Genomic DNA, 21,563 nt, shown 5'->3' with positions numbered 1-21,563 from the left:
CGAACCTGCTCCGTTCGCCGGAGTCATCGAGCCAGCCGAGCCGCCATGTCCTCCCTCGCGCCCGATTCCGGATCACCCACCGCCGCCGCCAACCCGATCGCCTGCGATATCTTCTGCGCGGTGATCGACAACTTCGGCGACATCGGCGTGTGCTGGCGCCTTGCGCGCCAACTCGCGCGCGAGCACGGCTGGCAGGTGCGCGTGTTCGTCGACGATCTGCATGCGTTCAGGAGGCTGTGCCCGTCGCTCGAGCTGGAGCGTGCGCGGCAGACGCTCGACGGCATCGTCGTCGAGCATTGGCACGAGCCGTCCCATGCTGGCGATAGGCTCGAAGTCGCCGACGTCGTGATCGAGGCGTTCGCCTGCGAACTGCCGCCCGTCTATATCGCGGCGATGACAGAGCGAGCGCGCGCGCCGCTCTGGTTCAACCTCGAATATCTGAGCGCCGAGGACTGGATCGCAGATTTTCATCTGCGGCCGTCGCCGCATCCGCGCTACGCGCTCAGCAAGACCTTCTTTTTCCCCGGACTCGGCCCCGGCACCGGTGGCGTCCTGAAGGAGCGCGATCTCGACGCGGCGCGCGCCGCGTTCGAAGCATCGCCCGCCGCGCGCACCGACTGGTGGCGCAACGTCACGGGCCACGCGCCGCCGCCCGCCGACGCGACGGTCGTGTCGCTGTTCGCCTACGAAAACCCGGCCATCGACAGCCTGCTCGAACAATGGCGCGACAACGCAAGCCCGATCGTGCTGCTGGTGCCCGAAGGACGCATTTCCGGCGCGCTGGCGCGCTTTTTCGGCCTACCGTCGTTTGCAGCGGGCACCCATGCGACACGCGGCAACCTCAGCGCGCACGCGCTCGCGTTCACCGAACAGCCTGGCTACGACGTACTGCTCTGGGCGAGCGACGTCAATTTCGTACGCGGCGAGGACTCGTTCGTGCGCGCGCAGTGGGCCGCCAAGCCGTTCGTCTGGCACATCTACCCGCAGGCCGACGACGCCCATCTGCCAAAGCTCGACGCCGCACTTGCGCACTACACCCGCACGCTCCCAGCTGACGCGCGCGCCGCGCTCGAGCGCTTCTGGCACGCGTGGAACGGCGCTGGTCAGCCGGACTGGGCGGAATTCCAGCGCCACTATCCGCCCCTGAAACGGCGCGCCGCCAGCTGGGCGGTCGAACTCGCGCAAGTCGGCGATCTCGCCGGAAATCTGACCTCGTTCGCAAAAACTCAGTTAAAATAAGCGGTTATCCAACGGCCGACGACGCAAGCGCGGCCCGATTAGACCAACAACCCCATGGTCAGCCCGTCTGACCGTCCCCTCGAAAAACACAGCACGCGTTCCAATCTTCCGGTCGGGCACGCGAATGTCAAAAAAGGGACGTATGTTTGGGCGTGTTGCTGATCGGCGCCACTCGTGTACACGCCCGAACAGGGTAAAAATCAGGTAACGGACAGGTGGAACGCCGAGGCATCACGCCCACGGGTTTTCGCCGCGAGCCGATCCCGTTTCACGCATCCGGGCTGCGCGGCCGCTTCACGCGGCGCGCGGCAGGCGGTGGGCGAAACGCCGAAGCCGCTTGGCGCCGTATGCCGTTGAGCAACAGTTAAGCTATTTATCTCGTACAGGACAGTTTTATGAAGACCGCACAGGAACTCCGCACCGGCAACGTCGTGATGATCGGCGCAGACGCAATGGTCGTGCAAAAGGCCGAATACAACAAATCGGGCCGTAACTCCGCCGTCGTCAAGATGAAGTTCAAGAACCTGCTGACCGGCGCAGGCATGGAAACCGTCTACAAGGCGGACGACAAGTTCGACGTCGTCGTGCTAGAGCGCAAGGAAGTGACGTACTCGTACTTCGCCGACCCGATGTACGTGTTCATGGACGCCGACTACAACCAGTACGAAGTCGAAGCCGAAATGATGGGCGACGCGATGCACTACCTCGAAGACGGCATGGCTTGCGAAGTTGTGTTCTACAACGAGAAGGCGATCTCGGTCGAACTGCCGACCACGCTCGTTCGCGAAATCATCTACACGGAACCGGCCGTCAAGGGCGATACGTCTTCGGGCAAGGTGCTCAAGAACGCCAAGCTGAACACCGGCTTTGAACTGCAAGTGCCGCTCTTCTGCAACATCGGCGACAAGATCGAAATCGACACGCGTACGCACGAGTACCGCAGCCGCGCCTAAGCGCCCGCCTGCGTCACCCCGACAGCGCCGGCGCTCTGCCGGCCTGCACAAAAGCGCTCAGTTTTGGGCGCTTTTTCTTTTCTGTCGCGCCGTGTATTGTTTAGGAAAACTTTACCGGCAAATTTCTCAAAATTACCATCGCGACATCCGGATTTCGCGTTGGGCGCGCGGCAAGCCCTTGATCGATTTCATTCGCACCCTTTGGCACGATCTCTGCTAGGTGGAGAGAGTCACGCGAGTACGCTCATTTTCCACTCTTGGGAGAGGCACCATGAACAACGACATCGCTGAAGGTAAATGGAGACAGATGATCGGCAAGGCGAAGACCGCATGGGGCGAACTGACGGACGACGAGTTGACCAAGGCCGAAGGTCGGGCCGACAAGCTCGCTGGTCTGATTCAGGAACGCTATGGCAAAACCCGTGAAGAGGCGGAACTCGAAGTACGCCGGTTTTTCGATAGCAACCGGGATTTCTGACAGGACCAATGAAGGAACTACAGGCGCCGGCCCGCGCGACTCAAGGCGCAGTGCCGGCGGCTGTCGTTTTTTCACCGCCCAAGGACCGTTGGTTTAGCCCTGTCATCGAGCCCCCAGAGCCCGGAGTGCGCGCCATCAGCGTTGGCGGCGCGCCGGGCATTCGACCCATTCATAAAATTGCGCTCGCCATGCCACACGCCCTGATTGTTGAAGACGATCCCAATAGCCTGTCCGGTCTGTCGGCAATCCTCGCCGCCGACGGCTTTTCAGTCGACACCGCGACCACGCTCGCCGAGGCCCGCGGCGCATTGACGCGCTTCATTCCCGACGTCGTGCTCGTCGACCTGAATCTGCCGGACGGCAGCGGCCTCGATCTGTTGCAGCATCTGCCCGCGCATCCGCCGGGCGGCGCGCTTCCGGTGATCGTGATGACCGGCAATGCGACCGTCGAGAGTGCGATCGAGGGCTTGCGGCACGGTATCTGGGACTATCTGCTGAAGCCGGTCAACATTCCGCGCCTGCGCAGCCTGCTCGCGCGCATTCCGCGGCCTTATGAGCTGACCGAGGAGGTCCAGGCGCTGCGCGCGGCGCTGCGTCAGCTTGGGCGCTTCGGCTCGATGCTCGGTCGCAGCGGCGCAATTCAGCACGTGTACGACACGATCGAGCGTCTCGCGCCGACAGAAGCCGCGGTGCTGATCTCCGGCGAGGCCGGCACCGGCAAGCAGATCGCCGCGCGCACGCTGCACGACATGAGCCGCCGCCGCAAAGGCCCGTTCGTCACGTTCGATTGCCGCGGCGCGACCGCGGGCGGTCCCAATCGCTCGCTCGACAGCATGCTGTTCGGTCACGAACGCGGAGCGTTCGGCGGCGCCGAGCAGCGCGAGCCGGGCCTCTTCGAACAGGCGAGCGGCGGCACGTTGTTCATCGACGAAATCACCGAGTTGCCGCGCGCGCAGCAGGAAGCGCTGTTGCGCGCGCTCGATTCGCAGACCTTCATGCGCGTGGGCGGTACCAATCAGATCGTGACCGACTTCCGGCTCATCGCGTCGACGCGCAAGCCGCCGCGCGCGGCGGTCGCGGACGGCTCGCTGCATCAGGACCTCGCGCTGCGCCTCGAAGCCGCCGCGGTCACGCTGCCGCCGCTGCGCGAGCGTGGTGAAGATCCGGTGCTGATTGCGCAGGCAGCCGTCGACGAACTGAATGTGGAAGCGACCGCGCGCGGTACGGCCGAGGTCGCGAAGCAGGGGGGGCCGAATTTCCTGCGCGAATGCCTCGCATACGATTGGCCGGGCAACGTGCGCGAACTGCAGGAGCGCGTGCGGCGCGCTTATCAGGCATCGGGCGACGTGATCGAGTCGTTGCGCGCCGACGAAGCCGGCTTGGCGAACGGCCGCGATCTGAACGGCAGCCGCGTGCAGGTGACCGTCGGTACACCGCTCGCGGACGTCGAAGAAATGCTGATTCGCGCGACGCTCGACGCGGTCGGCGGCACGCGGCATCGCGCGGCGTCGTTGCTGGGAATCAGCCCGAAGACGCTGTACAACAAGTTGCAGCGCATGCGCTTGAACTGAGCGATCGGATCGCGCGTGCTGCGGTTGTCTACCAAAGCTTGACGGCGGCTCGCACCGTTCGAAGCTGATAAAAATGGCGCCTTGAATTGCTTCAAGGCGCCATTTCCGTTTATGCAAAGGTACTGCGCAGCAGCCTCTGCGCTTCGGCGTACCGTGGCTCGGCCATCAGCTTGCTCCACGTGAGCGCATTACCGCGCGGCCTCATGCGCTTCAGCCGCCGCTGCGATTCCCTCGACGGCGTGACGCGCAGCGCGTCGAGCACCTTCTCCGCTTCGTCCGGCTGGTTGCAGATCAGCACCATGTCGCAGCCGGCCTCGAGGGCCGCTTGCGCTCCTTCGGTCAGCGTGCCGCCCTGGCGCGCGGCTTCCATCGACAGATCGTCGCTGAAGATCGCGCCTTCGAAGCCAAGCTTGCCGCGCAGGATGTCTTGCAACCAGATGCGCGAGAAGCCAGCCGGCTTCGTATCGACCCGCGGATAGACGACGTGCGCGGGCAGCACCGCGCCAAGCGACAGACCGAGCCAGTCGTACGGCGCGACGTCGTTGCCGAGGATTTCGTCGATCGGGCGTTCGTCGACGGGCATCGCGACGTGCGAATCTGCCTGCGCGAAACCGTGCCCTGGAAAATGCTTGCCGCAATTGCTCATGCCGGCGAGCGCGAGGCCGTGGTTCAAACTCTTCGCGAGCAGCGCGACCACGCGCGCATCGCGATGGAACGCGCGATCGCCGATCACCTGCGAGTGCCCATAGTCGAGGTCGAGCACCGGCGTGAAGCTCATGTCGATACCGCACGCGCGCAGTTCCGCGGCGAGGATATAGCCGACCGCGGTCGTCACTTTGGTCGCGTGCAGCACGTCCTGGTCCCACAGCGCGCCGAGCTTACCCATCGACGGCAGCACCGTGAAGCCGTCGGTGCGGAAACGCTGCACGCGGCCGCCTTCGTGATCGACGGCGATCAGCAGATCCGGGCGAATCGCGCGGATGGCATCGGTCAGCCCGACCAGTTGCGCACGGCTCTCGTAGTGGCGCGAGAACAGGATCACGCCGCCGGTCATCGGGTGAGCGAGACGCCTTTTGTCATCGCGGTTCAGCGTTTTGCCGACCACGTCGAGCATCACCGGTCCGGGTGTGGTTTTCATCGAATTCCGCTGGAAAGGACTGTGAGACAACACAAACGCGACCGCCAGCGGCCGCGCTCAATCTTTTCATTCTGTGGCGGAACGCGCGGACGAAGCCCGCGACGCCGACGCCGCCAACGAACCTTCCATATCGCCCGGCCGCGGCGTCTCCGCGATCACGAACGACACTGCGTAGTCGCGCTCGTCGCTGATCGTCACGCGCGCCGTGATGCCGCGCGCGTCGAGCCAGTCGGCCAACTCGCCGGAGGCGACCACCATCGGCTCGCCGCTCGGCCGGTTCAGCGTTTGCAGCGCGCGCCAGCTCATCGGCCAGTGCATGCCGAGGCCGATTGCCTTCGAGAACGCCTCTTTCGCCGAGAAGCGCGTCGCGAGAAACGCGAGACCGCGCGCCGCCGAACGGGCGTGGCGCGCGTGGTAGACGCGTAATTCGTCGGGACCGAGCACCTTCTCGGCGAAACGGCCATTGGTGCGAGTCATCACCGCTGCTACGCGGCTGATCTGAACGATATCGGTGCCGATCCCGTAGATTGCCATGCGTGCGTCCGTCGCGAGATTGCGTTACGCGCGCGCGCCGAGACGCGCGGCGACCATGATCGCCTTCATCTCGCGTACCGCGTTGTCCCAGCCGGCGAAGATCGCGTGCGCGACGATCGCATGGCCGATGTTGAGTTCGACGATGCCGTCGATCGCCGCGATCTGCTGCACGTTCGTGTAGTGCAGGCCGTGGCCCGCGTTCACTTTGAGGCCGAGCGTCGCGCCGAATTCGACTGCTCGCACGATGCGCTCGTATTCGCGCTGCTGTTCCGCGGGATCATGAGCTTCCGCGTAACGGCCTGTGTGCAGTTCGATCACCGGCGCGCCGGCTTCGTGCGCGGCGCGAATCTGCGTCTCCTCGGGGTCGATGAAGAGCGACACGCGCGAGTTCGCGTCCGCCAGTTGCTTGCATGCGGCGCGCACCGCCTCGAACTGTCCGGCGGCGTCGAGACCGCCTTCGGTCGTCAGCTCCTCGCGCTTTTCCGGCACGAGGCACACGTCGTGCGGTTGCACTTCGCACGCGATGTCGAGCATTTCCGGTGTGACCGCGCATTCGAGATTCATGCGCGTTTTCAGCAGCGGACGCAGCTTGTGTACGTCGGCGTCGACGATATGCCGGCGGTCTTCGCGTAGATGCAGCGTGATCACGTCGGCGCCGGCTTCTTCGGCCATCAGCGCGGCGCGGATCGGATCCGGATAGGACGTGCCACGCGCGTTGCGCAGCGTGGCGACGTGGTCGATATTCACGCCGAGGTCGATCGCGGTCGGCGAAGTCAGGAAGAAGCTCATAGGTTCTGCAGGTCGATCAGGATCTGGCGGGTAGCAAGCGGCGCGCCGCCGAGATAGGTGTTGAGCAGGAAGCGCATCAGCGTTTTGCTTTGCGCGACGGTCTGCGCTCGATGGTAATCGTCCTTTTCCATATCGAGCAAGGTTTGTCCCGTCACTACCGGCCACTGCGCGGGCCATTCGTCCGATGCCTCGCGTACTCCGCGCTCGGGATCGAACACGTAGCGGCCGTCGGCGAGCACCGCTTTGCGTGCGACCGTGCGGTCGAGCGCCATCGCGTAACCGGTCTCGCGTAGCAGCACGCGTTCGAACGAGCGCAGCACCTGCACCGGCGGCTCATCGTGCGCGAGCCGCGTCAGCGTGACGACGTAGTGATGGAACAACTGAGGATGCGGGTCTTCGCGCGCGCAGAAGCGCACCAGCAGTTCGTTGACGTAGAAACCGCACAGCAGCGCGTCGCCGGTCAGCGGCAGCATGCCGCCGACCCATTCGGCGCCGGTCAGCGTGCGCATTTCGGACTTGCCCGACCACGCGAGCGACAGCGGCTGGAACGTTTGCAGCACGCCGCGCAGCGCGGAGTGTGGGCGCTTTGCGCCCTTCGCGACGAGCGCGAGACGGCCGTGATCGCGCGACAGCACGTCGATGATCAGGCTGGTCTCGCGATACGGGTAGCTATGCAGCACGAACGCGGGCTGTTCGCTGATCCGGTATTCGGATGTGGGGGTGCGCGGCGCGCGACGCGCCGGCGTTTTGCGCGGCTCGCCATCGTCGGCGGGCGCGCTTTTCGCGCTTTTTGGGCTTTTTGCGTCGGCCGACGATTTCCTCGCGCTACGCGCGGGCCGAGACGGTTCGTGCTCCGGCTGATCCGAAGCCTCGTCTGAATTGAGCGTCATCCACGCGTCATTCGTACCCATACGCACGAAGCCCGGCTTCGTTGTCGGCCCAGCCGCTCTTCACCTTGACGAAGGTTTCGAGGTACACCGGCCCGTCGAACAGCTTTGCCATGTCGAGGCGAGCCTCCGTGCTGATCTGCTTCAGCTTCGCGCCCTTCTGACCGATGATCATCGCCTTGTGCATGTCGCGATCGACGAGGATCGTCGCAAAAATACGGCGCAGCCGCCCTTCGGTTTCGAACTTCTCGATCAGCACGGTGCTCGTGTACGGCAGCTCGTCGCCGGTCCAGCGAAAGACTTTCTCGCGCAGGATTTCGGCGGCAAGGAAGCGCTCGCTGCGATCGGTCAGGTCGTCCTCGCCGTAGATCGGCTCGCCTTCCGGCAGGAACGGCTTGACGGTGGCCATCAGACGTTTGATGTCGTCGGGATTTTTCGCCGACAGCGGTACGATCTCGTTGAACTCGCGCAGCGTACTCATCTGCTGCATGAACGGGAACAACGAGTCTTTATCCGACACGCGATCGAGCTTGTTCGCGATCAGCAGCGTCGGGACCTTCGCCGGGATCAGGTCGAGTACCTTCTGGTCGTCAGGGCCGAAGCGGCCTGCTTCGATGACGAACAGGATCGCGTCGACCGAGGTCAGCGTCGACGTAACGGCGCGATTCAGCGAGCGGTTCAGGGCGCCGCTGTGTTTGGTCTGAAAACCGGGCGTGTCGACAAAGATGTACTGGGCGTCTTCGAGCGTATTGATGCCGGTAATGCGATGGCGCGTGGTCTGCGCCTTGCGCGAGGTGATGCTGACTTTCTGGCCGACCAGCGCGTTCATCAGCGTGGACTTGCCGACATTCGGGCGGCCGACGATCGCGACCATGCCGCAGCGAAAACCAGTGGGAGTGGGAGCGTTCATATTCGGACTACGGCAGGTTCAGTTCGGCGCGCGCGACGCGCACGCCGATGACAATCAATGGCCCGCGTCGGCGACGCGCGTTTGCACCGCGTCGGCGACGCCGGGTTCGTGTTCGGCAGGTGCCGGGGGCACCGAGACAACCGACGCAGGCGCGGCGGTCACGCTCGATGCAGCAGTCCCCGGCGCGGCTTCGCGGCTGCGCTGACGGTCTGCGCTGCGAGCGTGTGACGGCGTGTCGGCTTTGAGGTCGGGGGTTTTGTCCGCTGCGGGTTTTTCGGCCGGCTTGTCGACAGGTTTCTCGCCCGCGTGGATCGAAACCTTGTCAACCCTCTCCGTCTTTTCGGACTTCTCGGCGCGCTCCGGCTTGTCCTGTCCGCTGTACTCCACATGCGCGGCACGAATTACAGCCAACGGCGCACCGGCGGCACCCGGCGCGGCACGTTCGGCCGCCGGTCTTTCAGCGGCTGATTTTTCCACGACAGGCTGGTCGGCATCGGCTTCCAGCGCGGCAGCGACGCGCCCTTCACCGCGCGCGCTCTTGCGATCCGGTGTGCGCAGATCCAGTGCGGCCTGCACGCCGGTCACGCCCGGCACGATTTCCTGCTCGGCATTTTTCGCGGCACGCGCGCCCTTCGAGCGCTTCGGCTTCGCGACCACGGCAGGCGCCGCGGCCATCACTTCGTCGAGCGCCTTCTTTGCGGCCGCCTGTTCCGCAGCGCGACGACTCGCGCCGGAGCCAGACACCTTGACGTCGAGCTTCGGCACCGTACATTCCACTTCGAACTGCTGATTGTGTGCCGCACCATGGGTGGCGACCACCGTATAGGTAGGCAATGCAATCTTGTGGCCTTGCAGATACTCCTGCAGCAGCGTCTTCGCGTCCTTGCCAAGCGTACGCGGGTCGATATGGTCGAGAATCGGTACGTAAAGGCGCTTGATGACCGTCTGCGCAGCGTCGAATCCGCTGTCCAGAAATATCGCACCGAGCACGGCCTCGAGCGTATCCGCAAGGATCGACGGGCGGCGGAAACCGCCGCTGCGCAACTCGCCCTCGCCGAGGCGCAGGCCCTCCGAAATATTCAGTGCCTGAGCAATCTCGTAGAGGGACTGCTGTTTGACCAGATTGGCGCGCACGCGAGACAGGTCGCCTTCGTCGAGTTTGCCGAAACGTTGGAACAAAAGCGCAGCCACCGCGCAATTCAGAACGGAGTCGCCGAGAAATTCGAGCCGTTCGTTATGCGTGGAGCTATGACTGCGGTGTGTTAAAGCCTGACGCAGCAATTCCGCATTGCGAAATTCGTAGCGCAAACGGCTTTCCAACGGAGATAGGGGCATGGGCAGAGTATAACGCGGGCGCCTGACCCGGCGGAAACACGGGGCGCCAGCGGAAAAAGCGTGGTGAAACGACGTTACCGCGAGTTCTTAAAGTAGCATGACAACACGCCGCGACCGAGATAACCGGGTGCCGGTTATTCGCGCGGCGTGTGAGAAGCGCTCATGAAGCGATCGATGCACGCGACTCACTGGAAAGAGCCGATGCGCCGCAGATCGCTGAAGTTCATCCAGATGAAAAATGCGCGGCCGACGATATTGCGTTCAGGCGCAAAACCCCAGTACCTGCTATCCGCGCTGTTGTCGCGGTTATCGCCCATCATGAACAAATTGCCCGGCGGCACTTTGCAGATCACGCCACGCGCGTTGTACTGGCAGTTGTCGCGATACGGATAATCTTCCGCACCGACGATGAACGGCGGCACCGCCGGATTATTCAGAATCGCATTCTTGCGGCCGTCGATATCTTCCTGGAACTGCTTCGCATAACCGAGACGCTCTTCGTCGAGATAATCGGGCAGCGGCGTTTCAGGCACCGGCTTGCCGTTGATCGTGAGTTTCTTGTCCTGATACTCGATCACGTCGCCGGGCAGGCCAATGACGCGCTTGATGTAGTCGACCGATTCGTCTTTCGGATAACGGAACACCACCACGTCGCCGCGATGGACCGGACTGCCCTGCGTGATCCTCGTGTTGGTAATCGGCAAACGTAGACCATATTCGAATTTATTGACGAGGATGAAGTCGCCCACCAGCAGCGTCGGCACCATGGAGCCCGATGGGATCTTGAACGGCTCGACCACGAACGAGCGCACGACGAACACCACCAGAATCACCGGAAAAAAGCTCGCCGTATATTCGAGCCACCACGGCTGACGCAGCTTGTCGTCGCGCAGACGCGCGCGCGTTTGCGCGGCGTTTTCATCGGCGAAACGCTCGCCGATTCGTGCCTGCTGACGATCGAATTCGGCGACTGCGGCTTCCGCCTCGCGGCGCCGTTTCGGCAGGAAAACCAGTTTGTCCGCGACCCATGCGACACCCGTCAAAACGACGAGCACAAAAAGAATCAACGCAAAATTCATAGGGTTCCGTTATTCAACTTATTTGTCTTCGACACGCAGAATAGCGAGGAAAGCCTCTTGCGGGATTTCAACCGAGCCCACCTGCTTCATTCGCTTCTTGCCCGCCTTCTGCTTTTCAAGCAGCTTCTTCTTACGCGTGATATCACCGCCGTAGCATTTTGCCAGCACGTTCTTACGCAACGCTTTAATGTTTTCGCGCGCAATTATGTTCGAACCGATCGTGGCTTGAACCGCTACGTCGTACATCTGACGCGGAATCAGCTCGCGCATTTTCGCCGCCACTTCGCGGCCGCGGTACTGGCTTTGCGAACGGTGCACGATAACCGACAGCGCATCGACCTTGTCGCCGTTGATCAGCATGTCGACCTTCACGACGTCCGACGCGCGGTATTCCTTGAACTCGTAATCCATCGACGCATAACCGCGCGAAATCGACTTCAGACGGTCGAAGAAATCGAGCACGACTTCGCCCATCGGAATTTCGTACGTAAGCTGAACCTGACGACCGTGATACTGCATGTTGATCTGGTTGCCGCGCTTCTGCGTACACAACGTGATCACCGCGCCGACGTAGTCTTGCGGCATGTACAGGTTCACGGTGACGATCGGCTCGCGCACTTCCTCGATCTTCGACGGCTCCGGCATCTTGGCCGGATTCTCGACCATCAGGATCGTGCCGTCGCGCTGCAGGACTTCGTAGACCACGGTCGGCGCCGTCGTGATCAGGTCCATGTCGAACTCACGTTCGAGACGTTCCTGCACGATTTCCATGTGCAACAAACCGAGGAAGCCGCAGCGGAAACCGAAACCGAGCGCCTGCGACACTTCCGGTTCGTACTGCAGCGACGCGTCGTTCAGCTTCAGCTTTTCGAGCGAATCGCGCAGCGCGTCGTACTGATTCGCTTCGACCGGATAGAGACCCGCGAACACCTGCGGCTTCACTTCCTTGAAACCCGGCAGCGGCTCGGCCGCCGGCTGGTTCAAGAGCGTAACCGTGTCGCCGACCTTCGCCGCCGCGAGTTCCTTGATGCCGGCGATGATGAAGCCCACCTGCCCCGCCGACAGTGATTCGAGATCCTTCGACTTCGGCGTGAAGACGCCGATATGTTCAACCGGATACTGCGCGCCGGTTGCCATCAGCCGGATCTTGTCCTTCGGACGCAGCGTGCCGTTGACGATGCGCACCAGCATCACGACGCCGACGTAGTTGTCGAACCACGAGTCGATGATGAGAGCCTGCAGCGGCGCTTGCGGATCGCCCTTCGGCGGCGGCACTTTCGCGATCAGCGCTTCGAGGACGTCTTCGACGCCGAGGCCCGTTTTCGCGCTGCAACGCGTCGCGTCGGTCGCGTCGATGCCGATCACGTCTTCGATTTCGGCGATCGCGTTTTCGGGGTTCGCCGCCGGCAGATCGATCTTGTTCAACACCGGCACCACTTCGACGCCGAGTTCGATGGCCGTGTAGCAATTGGCGACGGTTTGCGCCTCCACACCCTGGCTCGCGTCGACGACGAGCAGCGCGCCTTCGCACGCGGACAGCGAGCGGCTGACTTCGTACGAGAAGTCGACGTGCCCTGGGGTGTCGATCATGTTCAGGTTGTAGAGCTGCCCATCGCGCGCGCGATACGACAACGCGGCGGTTTGCGCCTTGATGGTAATGCCGCGCTCGCGCTCGAGATCCATAGAGTCGAGCACCTGAGCTTCCATCTCGCGGTCGGACAAACCGCCACAAATCTGGATGATGCGATCGGCGAGCGTCGACTTGCCATGATCGATGTGCGCGATGATCGAGAAGTTACGAATATGATCCATTCAGTGCCGATCAAGCGAAAAGGCGCGCCCCGGACAATAGCGGAGCACGCCTTGTAAGTAGGTGAAAATCTTATCTATTTTAGCCGAAAAGCCCATCGGCCGGCGCATCTTGCGAAGCGCGGCCTCAAGACGGCGTAGAGGATGGAGAAACTTACCGCGCGCATCGCAGTGAGCCGCGGCAAATGCGCATGGATCGCGCGAAACCAGATGCCGCGCGGGTGCGTATCAGGATGCCGCCGCGACACGCGACGCATGTGCAGCCAATGCTGCCCGCACGGGCGCTTCGTCGAGATGATAGTGGCACAGTTCGACGCCATCGCAAACCAGCACCGGCACCAACTCGTTGTAACGCGCTTCGAGCAACGGATCGCTGTCGACGTCGATCACCGCCAGTTGCGCTCCGAACTCGGCCAGCAATGGCTCGAGCGCAGCGCGCATGTCCTCGCACAGATGGCACCACGCGCGCCCATAGAGCGTGAGCGATGCCGTCTTCGTCATTTCTGCGCGCTGCGCGGACGAATCGGCACGAACTGCGTGTTGTCGCCGCGACGAACCAGCAACGCGACCATCTTCTGCGAATCGAGGTGTGAGGTCAGCTCGTCGAACTGTTTCGTGCTCGTCACATCCGTATCGCCAACCCGCAGGATGATGTCGCCCTTTTGGAGCCCGACACGCGCTGCCGGACCGTCGACCGCGTCGATCTGCACGCCGTTCTGAATCTTCAGCGCTTTCTGCTGATCGGCGGGAATGTCGCTGACCGCGATGCCGAGCGCGTTGGTCGCGCGCTGCTTCGGCGCTTGCGGCTTCTTCTGATCCGCCTTCGCGACCTTGTCCGGCTGCATCTCTGCGATCGTGACCGGCAGTTCGCGCGTTTGACCCTTGCGCCAGATCGTGATCGACGTCTTCGTGCCCGGCTTCGTATCGCCGACCATGCGTGGCAGGTCCGTCGCCGTGTCGACCGAATGACCGTTGAACTTCAGGATGATGTCGCCCGGCTGCACGCCGGCCTTATCGGCGGGTCCGCCCGGCTCCACGCTGCTCACAAGCGCGCCCTGCGCTTTCGGCAAACCAAGCGAATCGGCGACGTCCTTCGTCACTTCACCAATCGCCACCGCGATGCGGCCGCGCACCACCTTGCCCGAACTCTTCAGCTGATCGGCCACGCGCATCGCCTCGTCGATCGGAATCGCGAACGAAATGCCCATGAACCCGCCGGTGCGGCTATAGATCTGCGAATTGATGCCGATCACCTCGCCCTGCATGTTGATCAGCGGACCGCCCGAATTGCCCGGATTGACGGCCACGTCAGTCTGGATGAACGGCAGGTAGTCGCCGGTGTCGCGTCCCTTCGCGCTGACGATACCGGCAGTCACCGTGTTTTCGAGACCGAACGGCGAACCGATCGCGACGACCCATTCGCCGACGCGCACCTTGTTCGAGTCGCCGATCGTGATGGTCGGCAGATTCGATGCGTTGATCTTCACGACCGCGACGTCGGTACGGTCGTCGACGCCGATCAGCTTCGCCTTGAATTCGCGCTTGTCGGTCAGCGTCACGTAGATCGTGTCCGCGTCGTCGATGACGTGCGCGTTGGTCATCACGTAGCCGTCCGCCGACAGGATGAAGCCCGAGCCTACCCCGCTGTTCTGTTCGGCGTCCGAGTTGTCCGGTGAATCCGGGCTGCCGCCACTACCGCCGCCACCGGCGCCACCGTTATCACCCCCGTGCGGCGATTGCGGTGACTGCGGCAACGGAATCCCGAAGAAGCGCCGGAAGAACTCCGACATGTCGCCGTCGTCCATACCCGGCGGCAGGCCGCCGCGGGAACTACCGTTCGACACGCGCGTTGTCGTGCGAATGTTGACGACCGCCGGGCCGACCTTGTCGACGAGGTCGGTGAAGTCGGGCAAGTTGGCAGCGGGAGCCGCCGATGCCACATGCGGCACGAGCGGCAAGCACGCCGCCACCACTACGGCCGCGAGGAATTTGCGCACCGAGAAAGTCGTCATATCGTAGCAAGCCGAGGGATTTCAGGATTCGGAAGGGTTACTTCGGAGCTTTGTATTCTATGGCAGACGCGAACTGCTGCAATGTGGTTTGGGGCACCTCACCGAGCAGGGTAATCCAGAAGTCGCCCTGACGCTTGACCAGTACGTGCGTCGCGCCGCTATCGCCCGTGCCTTCCTTACGCGTATTTTTCTCGACGGGCTCGACGAACACCGAAATCGCCGCGAGGCCGTCGGAAAACACGGCCTGGTCGACCGGGATCGGAGGCTGCCCCGCCTCGCGCGACGCCATCGGACGACGCAACTGGCGGATCATATGGAAGCCCGGTACCGACGGCGTGATTTGCCAACCCTGCGCGGCCATGTCGACCGGCTCGAGTGGCGGACGCACTAGCGTCCAGCCCGTGAGATTGCGGATGCCGTTGACGATGCCCGTCTTGTCGACCGGCACGCCGATGCGGACCTGCGAAAACGACAACTGCTCGAGCACCTGACCGATCGGGTCGAGCGTCTGCGCGCGCAACAGCAGACCGGTCTTTTTGTCGGCCCACAGCTTGTACGCGAAGCGGTACGCGTCTTTCGGTTCGAGTTCCATCACGAGGCTGTCGACGCCCGCGACGCGGTCGTCGCCAAGCATCTTCGGCTCGTATACGGACAACACCTGCTCGCCGTTCACCGACAGCAGCGCAGGGAATGAGTCCTTGTTCTGCCGTTTTTCGAAGACCACGATACGCCGCTCCGGCAAGAACGTGTACATATCGTCGTCGTGGCGCAGCATTTTGCGCGGCTTGCCGTCGAGGCTTTCGAGCTGCTCGAACTCGCCGTCCGTACGCGTGGAGTAATGTGCGATGCGCGACGTCTGCACGAAACTGCCGCGCTGATAGACGAACGCGCCCTCGTAGTTCTGCTGCTGGGCGGCCTGGTGGATGCGATCGAGCAGCTCCGCGGCCGTGCGACGGGCGACGGCAGGATCGTCTTGTGCGAAGACCCGCGGTGTTGCGGACAACAACACGGCTGCACAGAACAGAAATGCTGGCAACCGCCCCCAGATAGTCGTTTTATTGAACCGCGGAGTCTGCATCAAACTATTGGCCCTGCGTGGAGACTGAGGCAGCGCGAATCACCGGCATCGAGCCTGCCATCGCCGGTTGTTGCGCGAATTGCTGATGAGCTTCGAGGTATTGATCGAGGCTCGCGTCGCGAATGATGTTGGAGTCCTGCCCGGGCACCGAGGCCATGGCGACACGCTGCACCGCGTCGCCGTGCGATTGGACCGAAGCGAGCTGGGCACCCGAACCACCCGGCACGCCCTGCAGTTGCGGCACGACGATCCAGGTCAACGTAGCGGCCGCGGCAGCGACGGCAAAAGCCGGCACGACTCGCCGGCGCAGCCCGAGCAGGCGGCGCGCGACCGATGCGGATGCGGCGGCGGGCGCCAGCACATGCGGCTCGCTTTCAAGACGCGCGGCAAAGCCGCTCAGAAAGGCACTGCTCCGTGCGGGGCTGACTGCCAGATCGTCGGAACGTAGCGCGTCGCCGATCAGGTGGTAGCTCGACCAGGCAGCGCGATTATCGCCGTCCAGCTCCGCAAGAAACTTGTCCAGATTCAGATGCTCTTCGCCGAACAACTCACCGTCGACGAAAGCTGACAGACGCTCGCCGTGCGAGCCCGCTTGCGATTGCATCGAGACCGACCCCATGATGCTCCCCATCTTCCAAATACCCCGTAGTGACACCACTAATCCAGATATTGCACCGCTGCCCCCCCGCCAAGCCGGCTGTACGTTCGGAAACGTCTACCAGCGCTTGCCTTCGGGTGTGTCAAGCAACGGTCGCAATTTTGCCGCAATGGCTTCGCGAGCGCGGAAAATTCGTGATCTGACTGTGCCGATCGGGCAACCCATCATCTCGGCGATTTCCTCGTAACTCAAACCCTCAATTTCTCGGAGAGTAATGGCGGTGCGCAATTCTTCCGGCAAAACCGCCATTGCAGCATTGACCGTCTCAGCGATCTGCTTGCTCATCAACATCGACTCAGGCGTGTTGATATCCCTTAGTTGGTCGGCATCGGAGAAAGTTTCAGCTTCTTCAGCATCCGCTTCGGTCGAGGTCGGCGCGCGCCGGCCTTGGGTGGCAAGGTAGTTCTTCGCGGTATTGACCGCAATCCGGTACAACCACGTATAAAACGCCGATTCACCGCGAAACTGCGGCAACGCGCGATACGCCTTGATAAAAGCGTCTTGCGCGACGTCTTCGACTTCGGCGGGGTCCCGCACGAGACGCGAGATCAGCCGGAGAATCTTGCGGTGGTATTTGGAGACCAGGAGCTCGAACGCGGCCTTGTCGCCCTTCTGGACGCGCTCGACCAGCACCTGATCAATTTCTTTTTCGCTCACCTGATAAATCCGTTAACTATAGGGCGCATGGCGGGGGACCATTGTAGCGTCCCCCTCGTGAGGGCACGTTACTACGGTAACAGCGGTTACAGTCGTTACAGTCAGGCGCCCGCCGCACGCCGGCCCAGCACGGAAAGTTCGCGGAAAACAGTGGACGGCAGCGCGTCCGCGGCGAGCAGCAGGGAGCGCCTGCGACCCGTCGTTGCACGCATGGGGCCGCGCCTTCGACCACCCTCGGGCTCGAACTCAAGCACCAGCAAACGGCCGCTCCACTGCGCGCAACCGACCACCCGGCCCCGCGCGAGCAACTCACCCGCGTGGTTCCAGGCGGAAATCTCGCTCATCGCGACATGCAGCGCGATGGCCTGTGCCGCGTCATGCCTCACCGCGCAGAGCATGAGCAGTGCTGCGACGGCGAGCGTTAACGGAGCGGCCTGCCAAGCGCCCACTCGCGGCGCAAGACAGGTATAAACGGCTAACGTCGCAATCAGCACGAACGCCCCCACCGCGGCACGCATTGCGATAGAGCGACGCAGCGTGATCCGCTGCGCCGCCCTACCCAACGTTGCCGGTGCGGGGGAAAGCGCCGGCGAAGCCGGCGTCGTGAACTTACGCGTCACCCGAGATCAGGCGATCAGGCGCGCTTGAACACCAGCGTGCCGTTCGTGCCGCCGAACCCGAACGAGTTCTTCAGCGCGACGTCGATCTTCATTTCCCGCGCGGTGTTCGCGCAGTAATCGAGATCACAGGCCGGGTCCTGGTTGAAAATATTGATGGTCGGAGGCGACACCTGGTGATGCACGGCGAGCACCGTGAACACCGACTCCAGACCGCCAGCGCCGCCCAGCAGGTGACCCGTCATCGACTTGGTCGAGTTGACTACCATGTTCTTCGCGTGGTCGCCGAACGCCCGCTTGATGCCGGTCGTTTCCGCCAGATCGCCGAGGGGTGTGGACGTGCCGTGCGCGTTCAGGTAGCTCACCTGATCGCCGTTGATGCCCGCGTTCTTCAGCGCTGCGAGCATGCAGCGACGTGCGCCGTCACCGTCTTCGAGCGGCGCGGTCATGTGATACGCATCGCCGCTCATGCCGTAGCCGCCGATTTCCGCGTAGATCTTCGCGCCGCGCGCCTTTGCGTGCTCGTATTCTTCGAGCACCATTACGCCGGCGCCTTCGCCCAGCACGAAGCCGTCGCGGTCCATGTCCCACGGACGGCTCGCGGTAGCCGGATCGTCATTGCGTTGCGACAGCGCGCGCGCCGCCGCAAAGCCGCCGACACCGAGCGGCGACACGGTAGATTCCGCGCCGCCCGCGATCATCACGTCGGCGTCGCCATATTCGATCAGGCGCGAAGCCTCGCCGATGCAGTGCAGACCGGTCGTACACGCGGTAACGATCGACAGATTCGGACCCTTGATGCCGAACTTGATCGACAGGTGGCCGGAGATCATGTTGATGATCGAAGCCGGCACGAAGAATGGCGAAATGCGACGCGGGCCGCGATTGAGCAATTCGGTTTGGGTGATTTCGATCATCGGCAGACCGCCGATGCCCGAACCGACCACCACGCCAATGCGCTCCGAATTCTCGTCGGTGACTTCGAGGCCGCTGTCCCGCATCGCCTGGATGCCCGCAGCCACGCCGTAATGGATGAACGTATCCATGTGGCGCGCTTCCTTACCGGGGACGTAGTCCTCGATATTGAAGCCCTTCACCTCGCCGGCGAAACGAGTCGAGAAGTTCGACGCATCGAACTTCGTGATATTGGCAATCCCAGACTTGCCGGCGACCAGATTGGCCCAGCCATCGGCAACATTATTGCCAACAGGCGAAATCAGCCCCAGGCCTGTAACAACAACACGACGGCGGCTCACGGTAACCCCTTTTTCATAAATGACAAAAAGCAAAAGCCACAGCGGCCACAGGAATCGCCCTGTGTGCCCTGTGGCTGTTTAAGTCGGCAATCGCGCGGAAAGTTGCGCTGTCAACATCGCTGGCTCCTGCGTGGCAAGCGGCGCGACGTATGGTGTGCCATGGACACGCCCGATAGCGTCGACCGTGCTGGCGCCGGCAAGCGGCACGGCAGGGCGTCATGCGCGGCCCGTGCAGAAACGCAGGCGCGAATGACCTTAGGCCTTGACGTTCGCGCGAGCGTAGTCGATCGCTTGCTGAACGGTGGTGATCTTCTCGGCTTCTTCATCTGGAATTTCCATGCCGAATTCGTCTTCGAGGGCCATCACGAGCTCAACGGTGTCGAGCGAGTCGGCGCCGAGATCGTTCACGAACGACGCTTCGTTCTTGATTTCCGCTTCCGCAACGCCCAGTTGTTCCGCGACGATCTTCTTGACGCGCTGTTCGATATTGTCCATTACCCCTCCAAGGGAAAAGAAGTTCAAAAATACAGGTGCGCGCATTTTATCAGGTTTGACCCGGCAAAAAAGCGGCGCATCGGGTTCCTGTCAACGCATGCGCCTCGTGCTTTCCGCAAACGCATCAAGGCGCGGATAGTAACCGAAATTGGTTACTGCATATACATGCCGCCGTTCACGTGCAGCGTCGTGCCGGTGATGTAGCCCGCTTGCGGCGACGCGAGGAACGCGACCGCGTGCGCGATGTCTTCCGGGCTGCCGAGACGGCCGAGCGGAATCTGCGTTTTCAGCGCGGTCTGCTGCTCTTCGGGCAGCGCCTTCGTCATGTCGGTATCGATGAAACCAGGTGCCACGCAATTGACCGTGATGCCGCGGCTGCCGATCTCGCGCGCAAGCGCGCGCGTCATGCCCGCGACGCCGGCCTTCGCGGCCGCGTAGTTGATCTGCCCCGGGTTGCCGGCCGAGCCGACCACCGACGTGATGTTGATGATCCGACCGCCCTTCGCTTTCATCATCGGACGCAGCACCGCACGCGACAGACGGAACACCGACTTCAAGTTGGTGTCGACCACGGCGTCCCAGTCGTCGTCCTTCATGCGCATCGCCAGTTGATCCTGCGTGATGCCTGCGTTGTTCACCAGCACGTTCAGCGCGCCGAATTCCTTGAGCGTGCCGTCGATCAGCGCTTCGGCCGCGGCCGCGTCGTTGACGTCGAGCACCGCGCCGCGGCCGTTCACGCCCGCCGCCTTGAACGCTTCGGTGATCGCCGTCGCGCCGCTTTCGCTCGTCGCGGTGCCGATGACCGTCGCGCCCTGACGGGCGAGTTCCATCGCGATCGCACGGCCGATGCCGCGCGACGCACCCGTCACGATTGCGATCTGCTTGTCGAGAGTCTTTTCCATGGGTCAGTCCGGATGCCCTTCAAATAGGGCCGATTGATTCTTGTTGATTCGTCTGTCGAGGGATGCCGCTCCAGCGCGGCATTGCTCTGTCGATACCCGTTCGCGAATGCGCGCTCAGTCTGCCATCACAAGCTTCAGCGTTTCTTCGAGCGACGCCGGATCGAACACCGACGCGCCGACGAGATTGCCGTCGATGCGCCTGGTCAAACCCGCAAGGACCTTGCCCGGACCGCATTCGATCACGTGCGTGACGCCCTGCGCTGCCATTGCCTGTACGCATTCGACCCAGCGCACCGCACCAGCCGCCTGGCGCACGAGCGCGTCCGTGATTTTGGCCGGCTCGTTGACCACGGCGACGTCGACGTTGTTGATGACGGGAATCGACGGCACCTGCACGTCGATGCTCGCGAGGTATTCGCGCAATTGATCCGACGCCGGCTTGAGCAGCGACGAGTGGAACGGCGCCGACACCGGCAGCGGCAGCGCGCGCTTCGCGCCCTTCGCCTTCGCGACTTCGCAGGCTTTCTCGACCGCGGCTTTGTGGCCCGCGATCACGACTTGCGCCGGCGCGTTGAAATTGACCGCTTCGACGACGCCCGCCGCCGACGCTTCCGCGCAGACCGCCCGCACCGTGTCGTCGTCGAGGCCGAGAATTGCGGCCATGCCGCCTTCGCCTACCGGTACCGCGGTTTGCATCGCCTGCGCACGAAAACGCACGAGCGGCACCGCGTCGCGGAACGCAAGCGCGCCGGCCGCGACGAGCGCCGTGTATTCGCCAAGGCTATGGCCGGCGACGAGCGCCGGCGCCGGGCCGCCCGCCTGCTGCCACGCACGATAGATAGCGTAGCCCGCAGTCAGCATGACCGGCTGGGTATTGGTGGTGAGATTGAGATCTTCGGCGGGGCCTTCGGCGATCAGCTTGCCGAGGTCCTGGTTGAGTGCGTCGGAGGCTTCCTGAACCGTCTCGCGCACGATTGCGTAATCGGCGAATGCGTTGAGCATGCCGACCGCCTGCGAACCCTGCCCAGGAAAAACGAACGCGAATTTCATATCGTCCCCAAAAATCTGTTTAATCGGATGTGGCAGCCGGCCGCGGCTGCCAGATGGCGCGCGGTGTTATTCCGGCCGCACGGGCGCCGCCAGCGACACCACGGATGCGTCGTCCC

General features: G+C 63.0%; 22 protein-coding genes. 4 read left to right on the top strand and 18 right to left on the bottom strand.

Annotated elements, in window-relative coordinates; all coding sequences use genetic code 11:
• Positions 1-45 precede the first annotated feature (45 nt).
• The 4 genes from earP (at position 46) to OKW45_RS17885 (ending at position 4,241) form a co-directional block, all read left to right on the top strand.
• Positions 46-1,239 (top strand): elongation factor P maturation arginine rhamnosyltransferase EarP, encoded by a 1,194-nt coding sequence (gene earP / locus OKW45_RS17900; RefSeq protein ID WP_429470201.1) that lies wholly within the window; start codon positions 46-48, stop codon positions 1,237-1,239.
• Between the two features lie 395 nt (positions 1,240-1,634).
• Complete coding sequence (gene efp, locus OKW45_RS17895; RefSeq protein ID WP_008919334.1) at positions 1,635-2,192, top strand: elongation factor P; 558 nt, start codon at positions 1,635-1,637, stop codon at positions 2,190-2,192.
• A gap of 271 nt (positions 2,193-2,463) precedes the next feature.
• On the top strand, positions 2,464-2,670 hold the full coding sequence (locus tag OKW45_RS17890) for a CsbD family protein (protein WP_026225950.1): 207 nt from the start codon (positions 2,464-2,466) through the stop codon (positions 2,668-2,670).
• A gap of 188 nt (positions 2,671-2,858) precedes the next feature.
• Positions 2,859-4,241, top strand: coding sequence for a sigma-54-dependent transcriptional regulator (locus OKW45_RS17885; protein ID WP_429470199.1), 1,383 nt, complete (start codon positions 2,859-2,861; stop codon positions 4,239-4,241).
• Positions 4,242-4,350: 109 nt separating this feature from the next.
• Here OKW45_RS17885 and nagZ read toward each other — a convergent pair whose 3' ends face one another.
• From nagZ to fabD, 18 genes are all read right to left on the bottom strand, one after another.
• The gene (gene nagZ / locus OKW45_RS17880; RefSeq protein ID WP_429470197.1) at positions 4,351-5,379 is read right to left on the bottom strand and encodes a beta-N-acetylhexosaminidase; all 1,029 of its coding nucleotides are present in this window, start codon (positions 5,377-5,379) and stop codon (positions 4,351-4,353) included.
• A gap of 66 nt (positions 5,380-5,445) precedes the next feature.
• Positions 5,446-5,913: a holo-ACP synthase gene (gene acpS, locus OKW45_RS17875; protein WP_429470195.1), complete on the bottom strand. Its 468-nt coding sequence runs from the start codon at positions 5,911-5,913 to the stop codon at positions 5,446-5,448.
• 24 nt (positions 5,914-5,937) lie between these two features.
• A complete protein-coding gene (gene pdxJ / locus OKW45_RS17870) occupies positions 5,938-6,702 on the bottom strand; it encodes a pyridoxine 5'-phosphate synthase (protein ID WP_429470193.1) in 765 nt (254 codons plus the stop codon).
• Positions 6,699-7,613, bottom strand: a complete 915-nt coding sequence (recO, locus tag OKW45_RS17865; protein WP_429470192.1) for a DNA repair protein RecO — start codon at positions 7,611-7,613, stop codon at positions 6,699-6,701. Before recO ends, pdxJ begins: the two co-directional genes overlap by 4 nt.
• Positions 7,600-8,499, bottom strand: coding sequence for a GTPase Era (gene era / locus OKW45_RS17860; protein WP_184006266.1), 900 nt, complete (start codon positions 8,497-8,499; stop codon positions 7,600-7,602). Before era ends, recO begins: the two co-directional genes overlap by 14 nt.
• A 54-nt stretch (positions 8,500-8,553) precedes the next feature.
• Entirely contained in the window at positions 8,554-9,834 is a 1,281-nt protein-coding gene (rnc, locus tag OKW45_RS17855; RefSeq protein WP_026225954.1) for a ribonuclease III, read from the bottom strand.
• A gap of 185 nt (positions 9,835-10,019) precedes the next feature.
• Positions 10,020-10,913 carry a signal peptidase I gene (gene lepB, locus OKW45_RS17850; RefSeq protein ID WP_429470189.1) on the bottom strand — a complete coding sequence of 298 codons (894 nt, stop codon included), beginning with the start codon at positions 10,911-10,913 and terminating at the stop codon, positions 10,020-10,022.
• Between the two features lie 18 nt (positions 10,914-10,931).
• Positions 10,932-12,725 carry a translation elongation factor 4 gene (lepA, locus tag OKW45_RS17845; protein WP_184006269.1) on the bottom strand — a complete coding sequence of 598 codons (1,794 nt, stop codon included), beginning with the start codon at positions 12,723-12,725 and terminating at the stop codon, positions 10,932-10,934.
• Positions 12,726-12,950: 225 nt separating this feature from the next.
• A complete protein-coding gene (locus OKW45_RS17840) occupies positions 12,951-13,223 on the bottom strand; it encodes a glutaredoxin family protein (protein WP_018421278.1) in 273 nt (90 codons plus the stop codon).
• Entirely contained in the window at positions 13,220-14,734 is a 1,515-nt protein-coding gene (locus tag OKW45_RS17835; RefSeq protein WP_018421279.1) for a DegQ family serine endoprotease, read from the bottom strand. The genes OKW45_RS17840 and OKW45_RS17835 overlap by 4 nt, the downstream gene beginning before the upstream one ends.
• 37 nt (positions 14,735-14,771) lie before the next feature.
• The gene (locus OKW45_RS17830) at positions 14,772-15,812 is read right to left on the bottom strand and encodes a MucB/RseB C-terminal domain-containing protein (protein ID WP_429470187.1); all 1,041 of its coding nucleotides are present in this window, start codon (positions 15,810-15,812) and stop codon (positions 14,772-14,774) included.
• A 4-nt stretch (positions 15,813-15,816) separates the two neighbouring features.
• On the bottom strand, positions 15,817-16,431 hold the full coding sequence (locus tag OKW45_RS17825; protein WP_018421281.1) for a sigma-E factor negative regulatory protein: 615 nt from the start codon (positions 16,429-16,431) through the stop codon (positions 15,817-15,819).
• A 96-nt stretch (positions 16,432-16,527) separates the two neighbouring features.
• Positions 16,528-17,127, bottom strand: a complete 600-nt coding sequence (gene rpoE, locus OKW45_RS17820) for an RNA polymerase sigma factor RpoE (RefSeq protein WP_006051939.1) — start codon at positions 17,125-17,127, stop codon at positions 16,528-16,530.
• Between the two features lie 101 nt (positions 17,128-17,228).
• Positions 17,229-17,747 carry a hypothetical protein gene (locus OKW45_RS17815; protein WP_429470185.1) on the bottom strand — a complete coding sequence of 173 codons (519 nt, stop codon included), beginning with the start codon at positions 17,745-17,747 and terminating at the stop codon, positions 17,229-17,231.
• A gap of 14 nt (positions 17,748-17,761) precedes the next feature.
• Positions 17,762-19,000: a beta-ketoacyl-ACP synthase II gene (gene fabF / locus OKW45_RS17810; protein WP_018421283.1), complete on the bottom strand. Its 1,239-nt coding sequence runs from the start codon at positions 18,998-19,000 to the stop codon at positions 17,762-17,764.
• 255 nt (positions 19,001-19,255) lie between these two features.
• Positions 19,256-19,495 carry an acyl carrier protein gene (acpP, locus tag OKW45_RS17805; RefSeq protein WP_004197638.1) on the bottom strand — a complete coding sequence of 80 codons (240 nt, stop codon included), beginning with the start codon at positions 19,493-19,495 and terminating at the stop codon, positions 19,256-19,258.
• A gap of 152 nt (positions 19,496-19,647) precedes the next feature.
• Entirely contained in the window at positions 19,648-20,397 is a 750-nt protein-coding gene (gene fabG / locus OKW45_RS17800; protein ID WP_429470183.1) for a 3-oxoacyl-ACP reductase FabG, read from the bottom strand.
• 114 nt (positions 20,398-20,511) lie between these two features.
• Complete coding sequence (gene fabD, locus OKW45_RS17795) at positions 20,512-21,447, bottom strand: ACP S-malonyltransferase (protein WP_429470181.1); 936 nt, start codon at positions 21,445-21,447, stop codon at positions 20,512-20,514.
• Between the last annotated feature and the right edge of the window lie 116 nt (positions 21,448-21,563).

This window comes from Paraburkholderia lebeckiae (genome assembly GCF_050436225.1).
Lineage (GTDB): Bacteria > Pseudomonadota > Gammaproteobacteria > Burkholderiales > Burkholderiaceae > Paraburkholderia > Paraburkholderia tuberum.
The sequence above is the reverse complement of the archived record's forward strand: the minus strand, read 5'-3'. Positions and strand labels throughout refer to the sequence as shown.

Bases quoted from the DNA above. Each gene is read 5' to 3' on its own strand.
- earP (WP_429470201.1), top strand. From the start codon at position 46: ATGTCCTCCCTCGCGCCCGATTCCGGATCACCCACCGCCGCCGCCAAC.
- efp (WP_008919334.1), top strand. From the start codon at position 1,635: ATGAAGACCGCACAGGAACTCCGCACCGGCAACGTCGTGATGATCGGC.
- OKW45_RS17890 (WP_026225950.1), top strand. From the start codon at position 2,464: ATGAACAACGACATCGCTGAAGGTAAATGGAGACAGATGATCGGCAAG.
- OKW45_RS17885 (WP_429470199.1), top strand. From the start codon at position 2,859: ATGCCACACGCCCTGATTGTTGAAGACGATCCCAATAGCCTGTCCGGT.
- nagZ (WP_429470197.1), bottom strand. From the start codon at position 5,379: ATGAAAACCACACCCGGACCGGTGATGCTCGACGTGGTCGGCAAAACG.
- acpS (WP_429470195.1), bottom strand. From the start codon at position 5,913: ATGGCAATCTACGGGATCGGCACCGATATCGTTCAGATCAGCCGCGTA.
- pdxJ (WP_429470193.1), bottom strand. From the start codon at position 6,702: ATGAGCTTCTTCCTGACTTCGCCGACCGCGATCGACCTCGGCGTGAAT.
- recO (WP_429470192.1), bottom strand. From the start codon at position 7,613: ATGGGTACGAATGACGCGTGGATGACGCTCAATTCAGACGAGGCTTCG.
- era (WP_184006266.1), bottom strand. From the start codon at position 8,499: ATGAACGCTCCCACTCCCACTGGTTTTCGCTGCGGCATGGTCGCGATC.
- rnc (WP_026225954.1), bottom strand. From the start codon at position 9,834: ATGCCCCTATCTCCGTTGGAAAGCCGTTTGCGCTACGAATTTCGCAAT.
- lepB (WP_429470189.1), bottom strand. From the start codon at position 10,913: ATGAATTTTGCGTTGATTCTTTTTGTGCTCGTCGTTTTGACGGGTGTC.
- lepA (WP_184006269.1), bottom strand. From the start codon at position 12,725: ATGGATCATATTCGTAACTTCTCGATCATCGCGCACATCGATCATGGC.
- OKW45_RS17840 (WP_018421278.1), bottom strand. From the start codon at position 13,223: ATGACGAAGACGGCATCGCTCACGCTCTATGGGCGCGCGTGGTGCCAT.
- OKW45_RS17835 (WP_018421279.1), bottom strand. From the start codon at position 14,734: ATGACGACTTTCTCGGTGCGCAAATTCCTCGCGGCCGTAGTGGTGGCG.
- OKW45_RS17830 (WP_429470187.1), bottom strand. From the start codon at position 15,812: ATGCAGACTCCGCGGTTCAATAAAACGACTATCTGGGGGCGGTTGCCA.
- OKW45_RS17825 (WP_018421281.1), bottom strand. From the start codon at position 16,431: ATGGGGTCGGTCTCGATGCAATCGCAAGCGGGCTCGCACGGCGAGCGT.
- acpP (WP_004197638.1), bottom strand. From the start codon at position 19,495: ATGGACAATATCGAACAGCGCGTCAAGAAGATCGTCGCGGAACAACTG.
- fabG (WP_429470183.1), bottom strand. From the start codon at position 20,397: ATGGAAAAGACTCTCGACAAGCAGATCGCAATCGTGACGGGTGCGTCG.
- fabD (WP_429470181.1), bottom strand. From the start codon at position 21,447: ATGAAATTCGCGTTCGTTTTTCCTGGGCAGGGTTCGCAGGCGGTCGGC.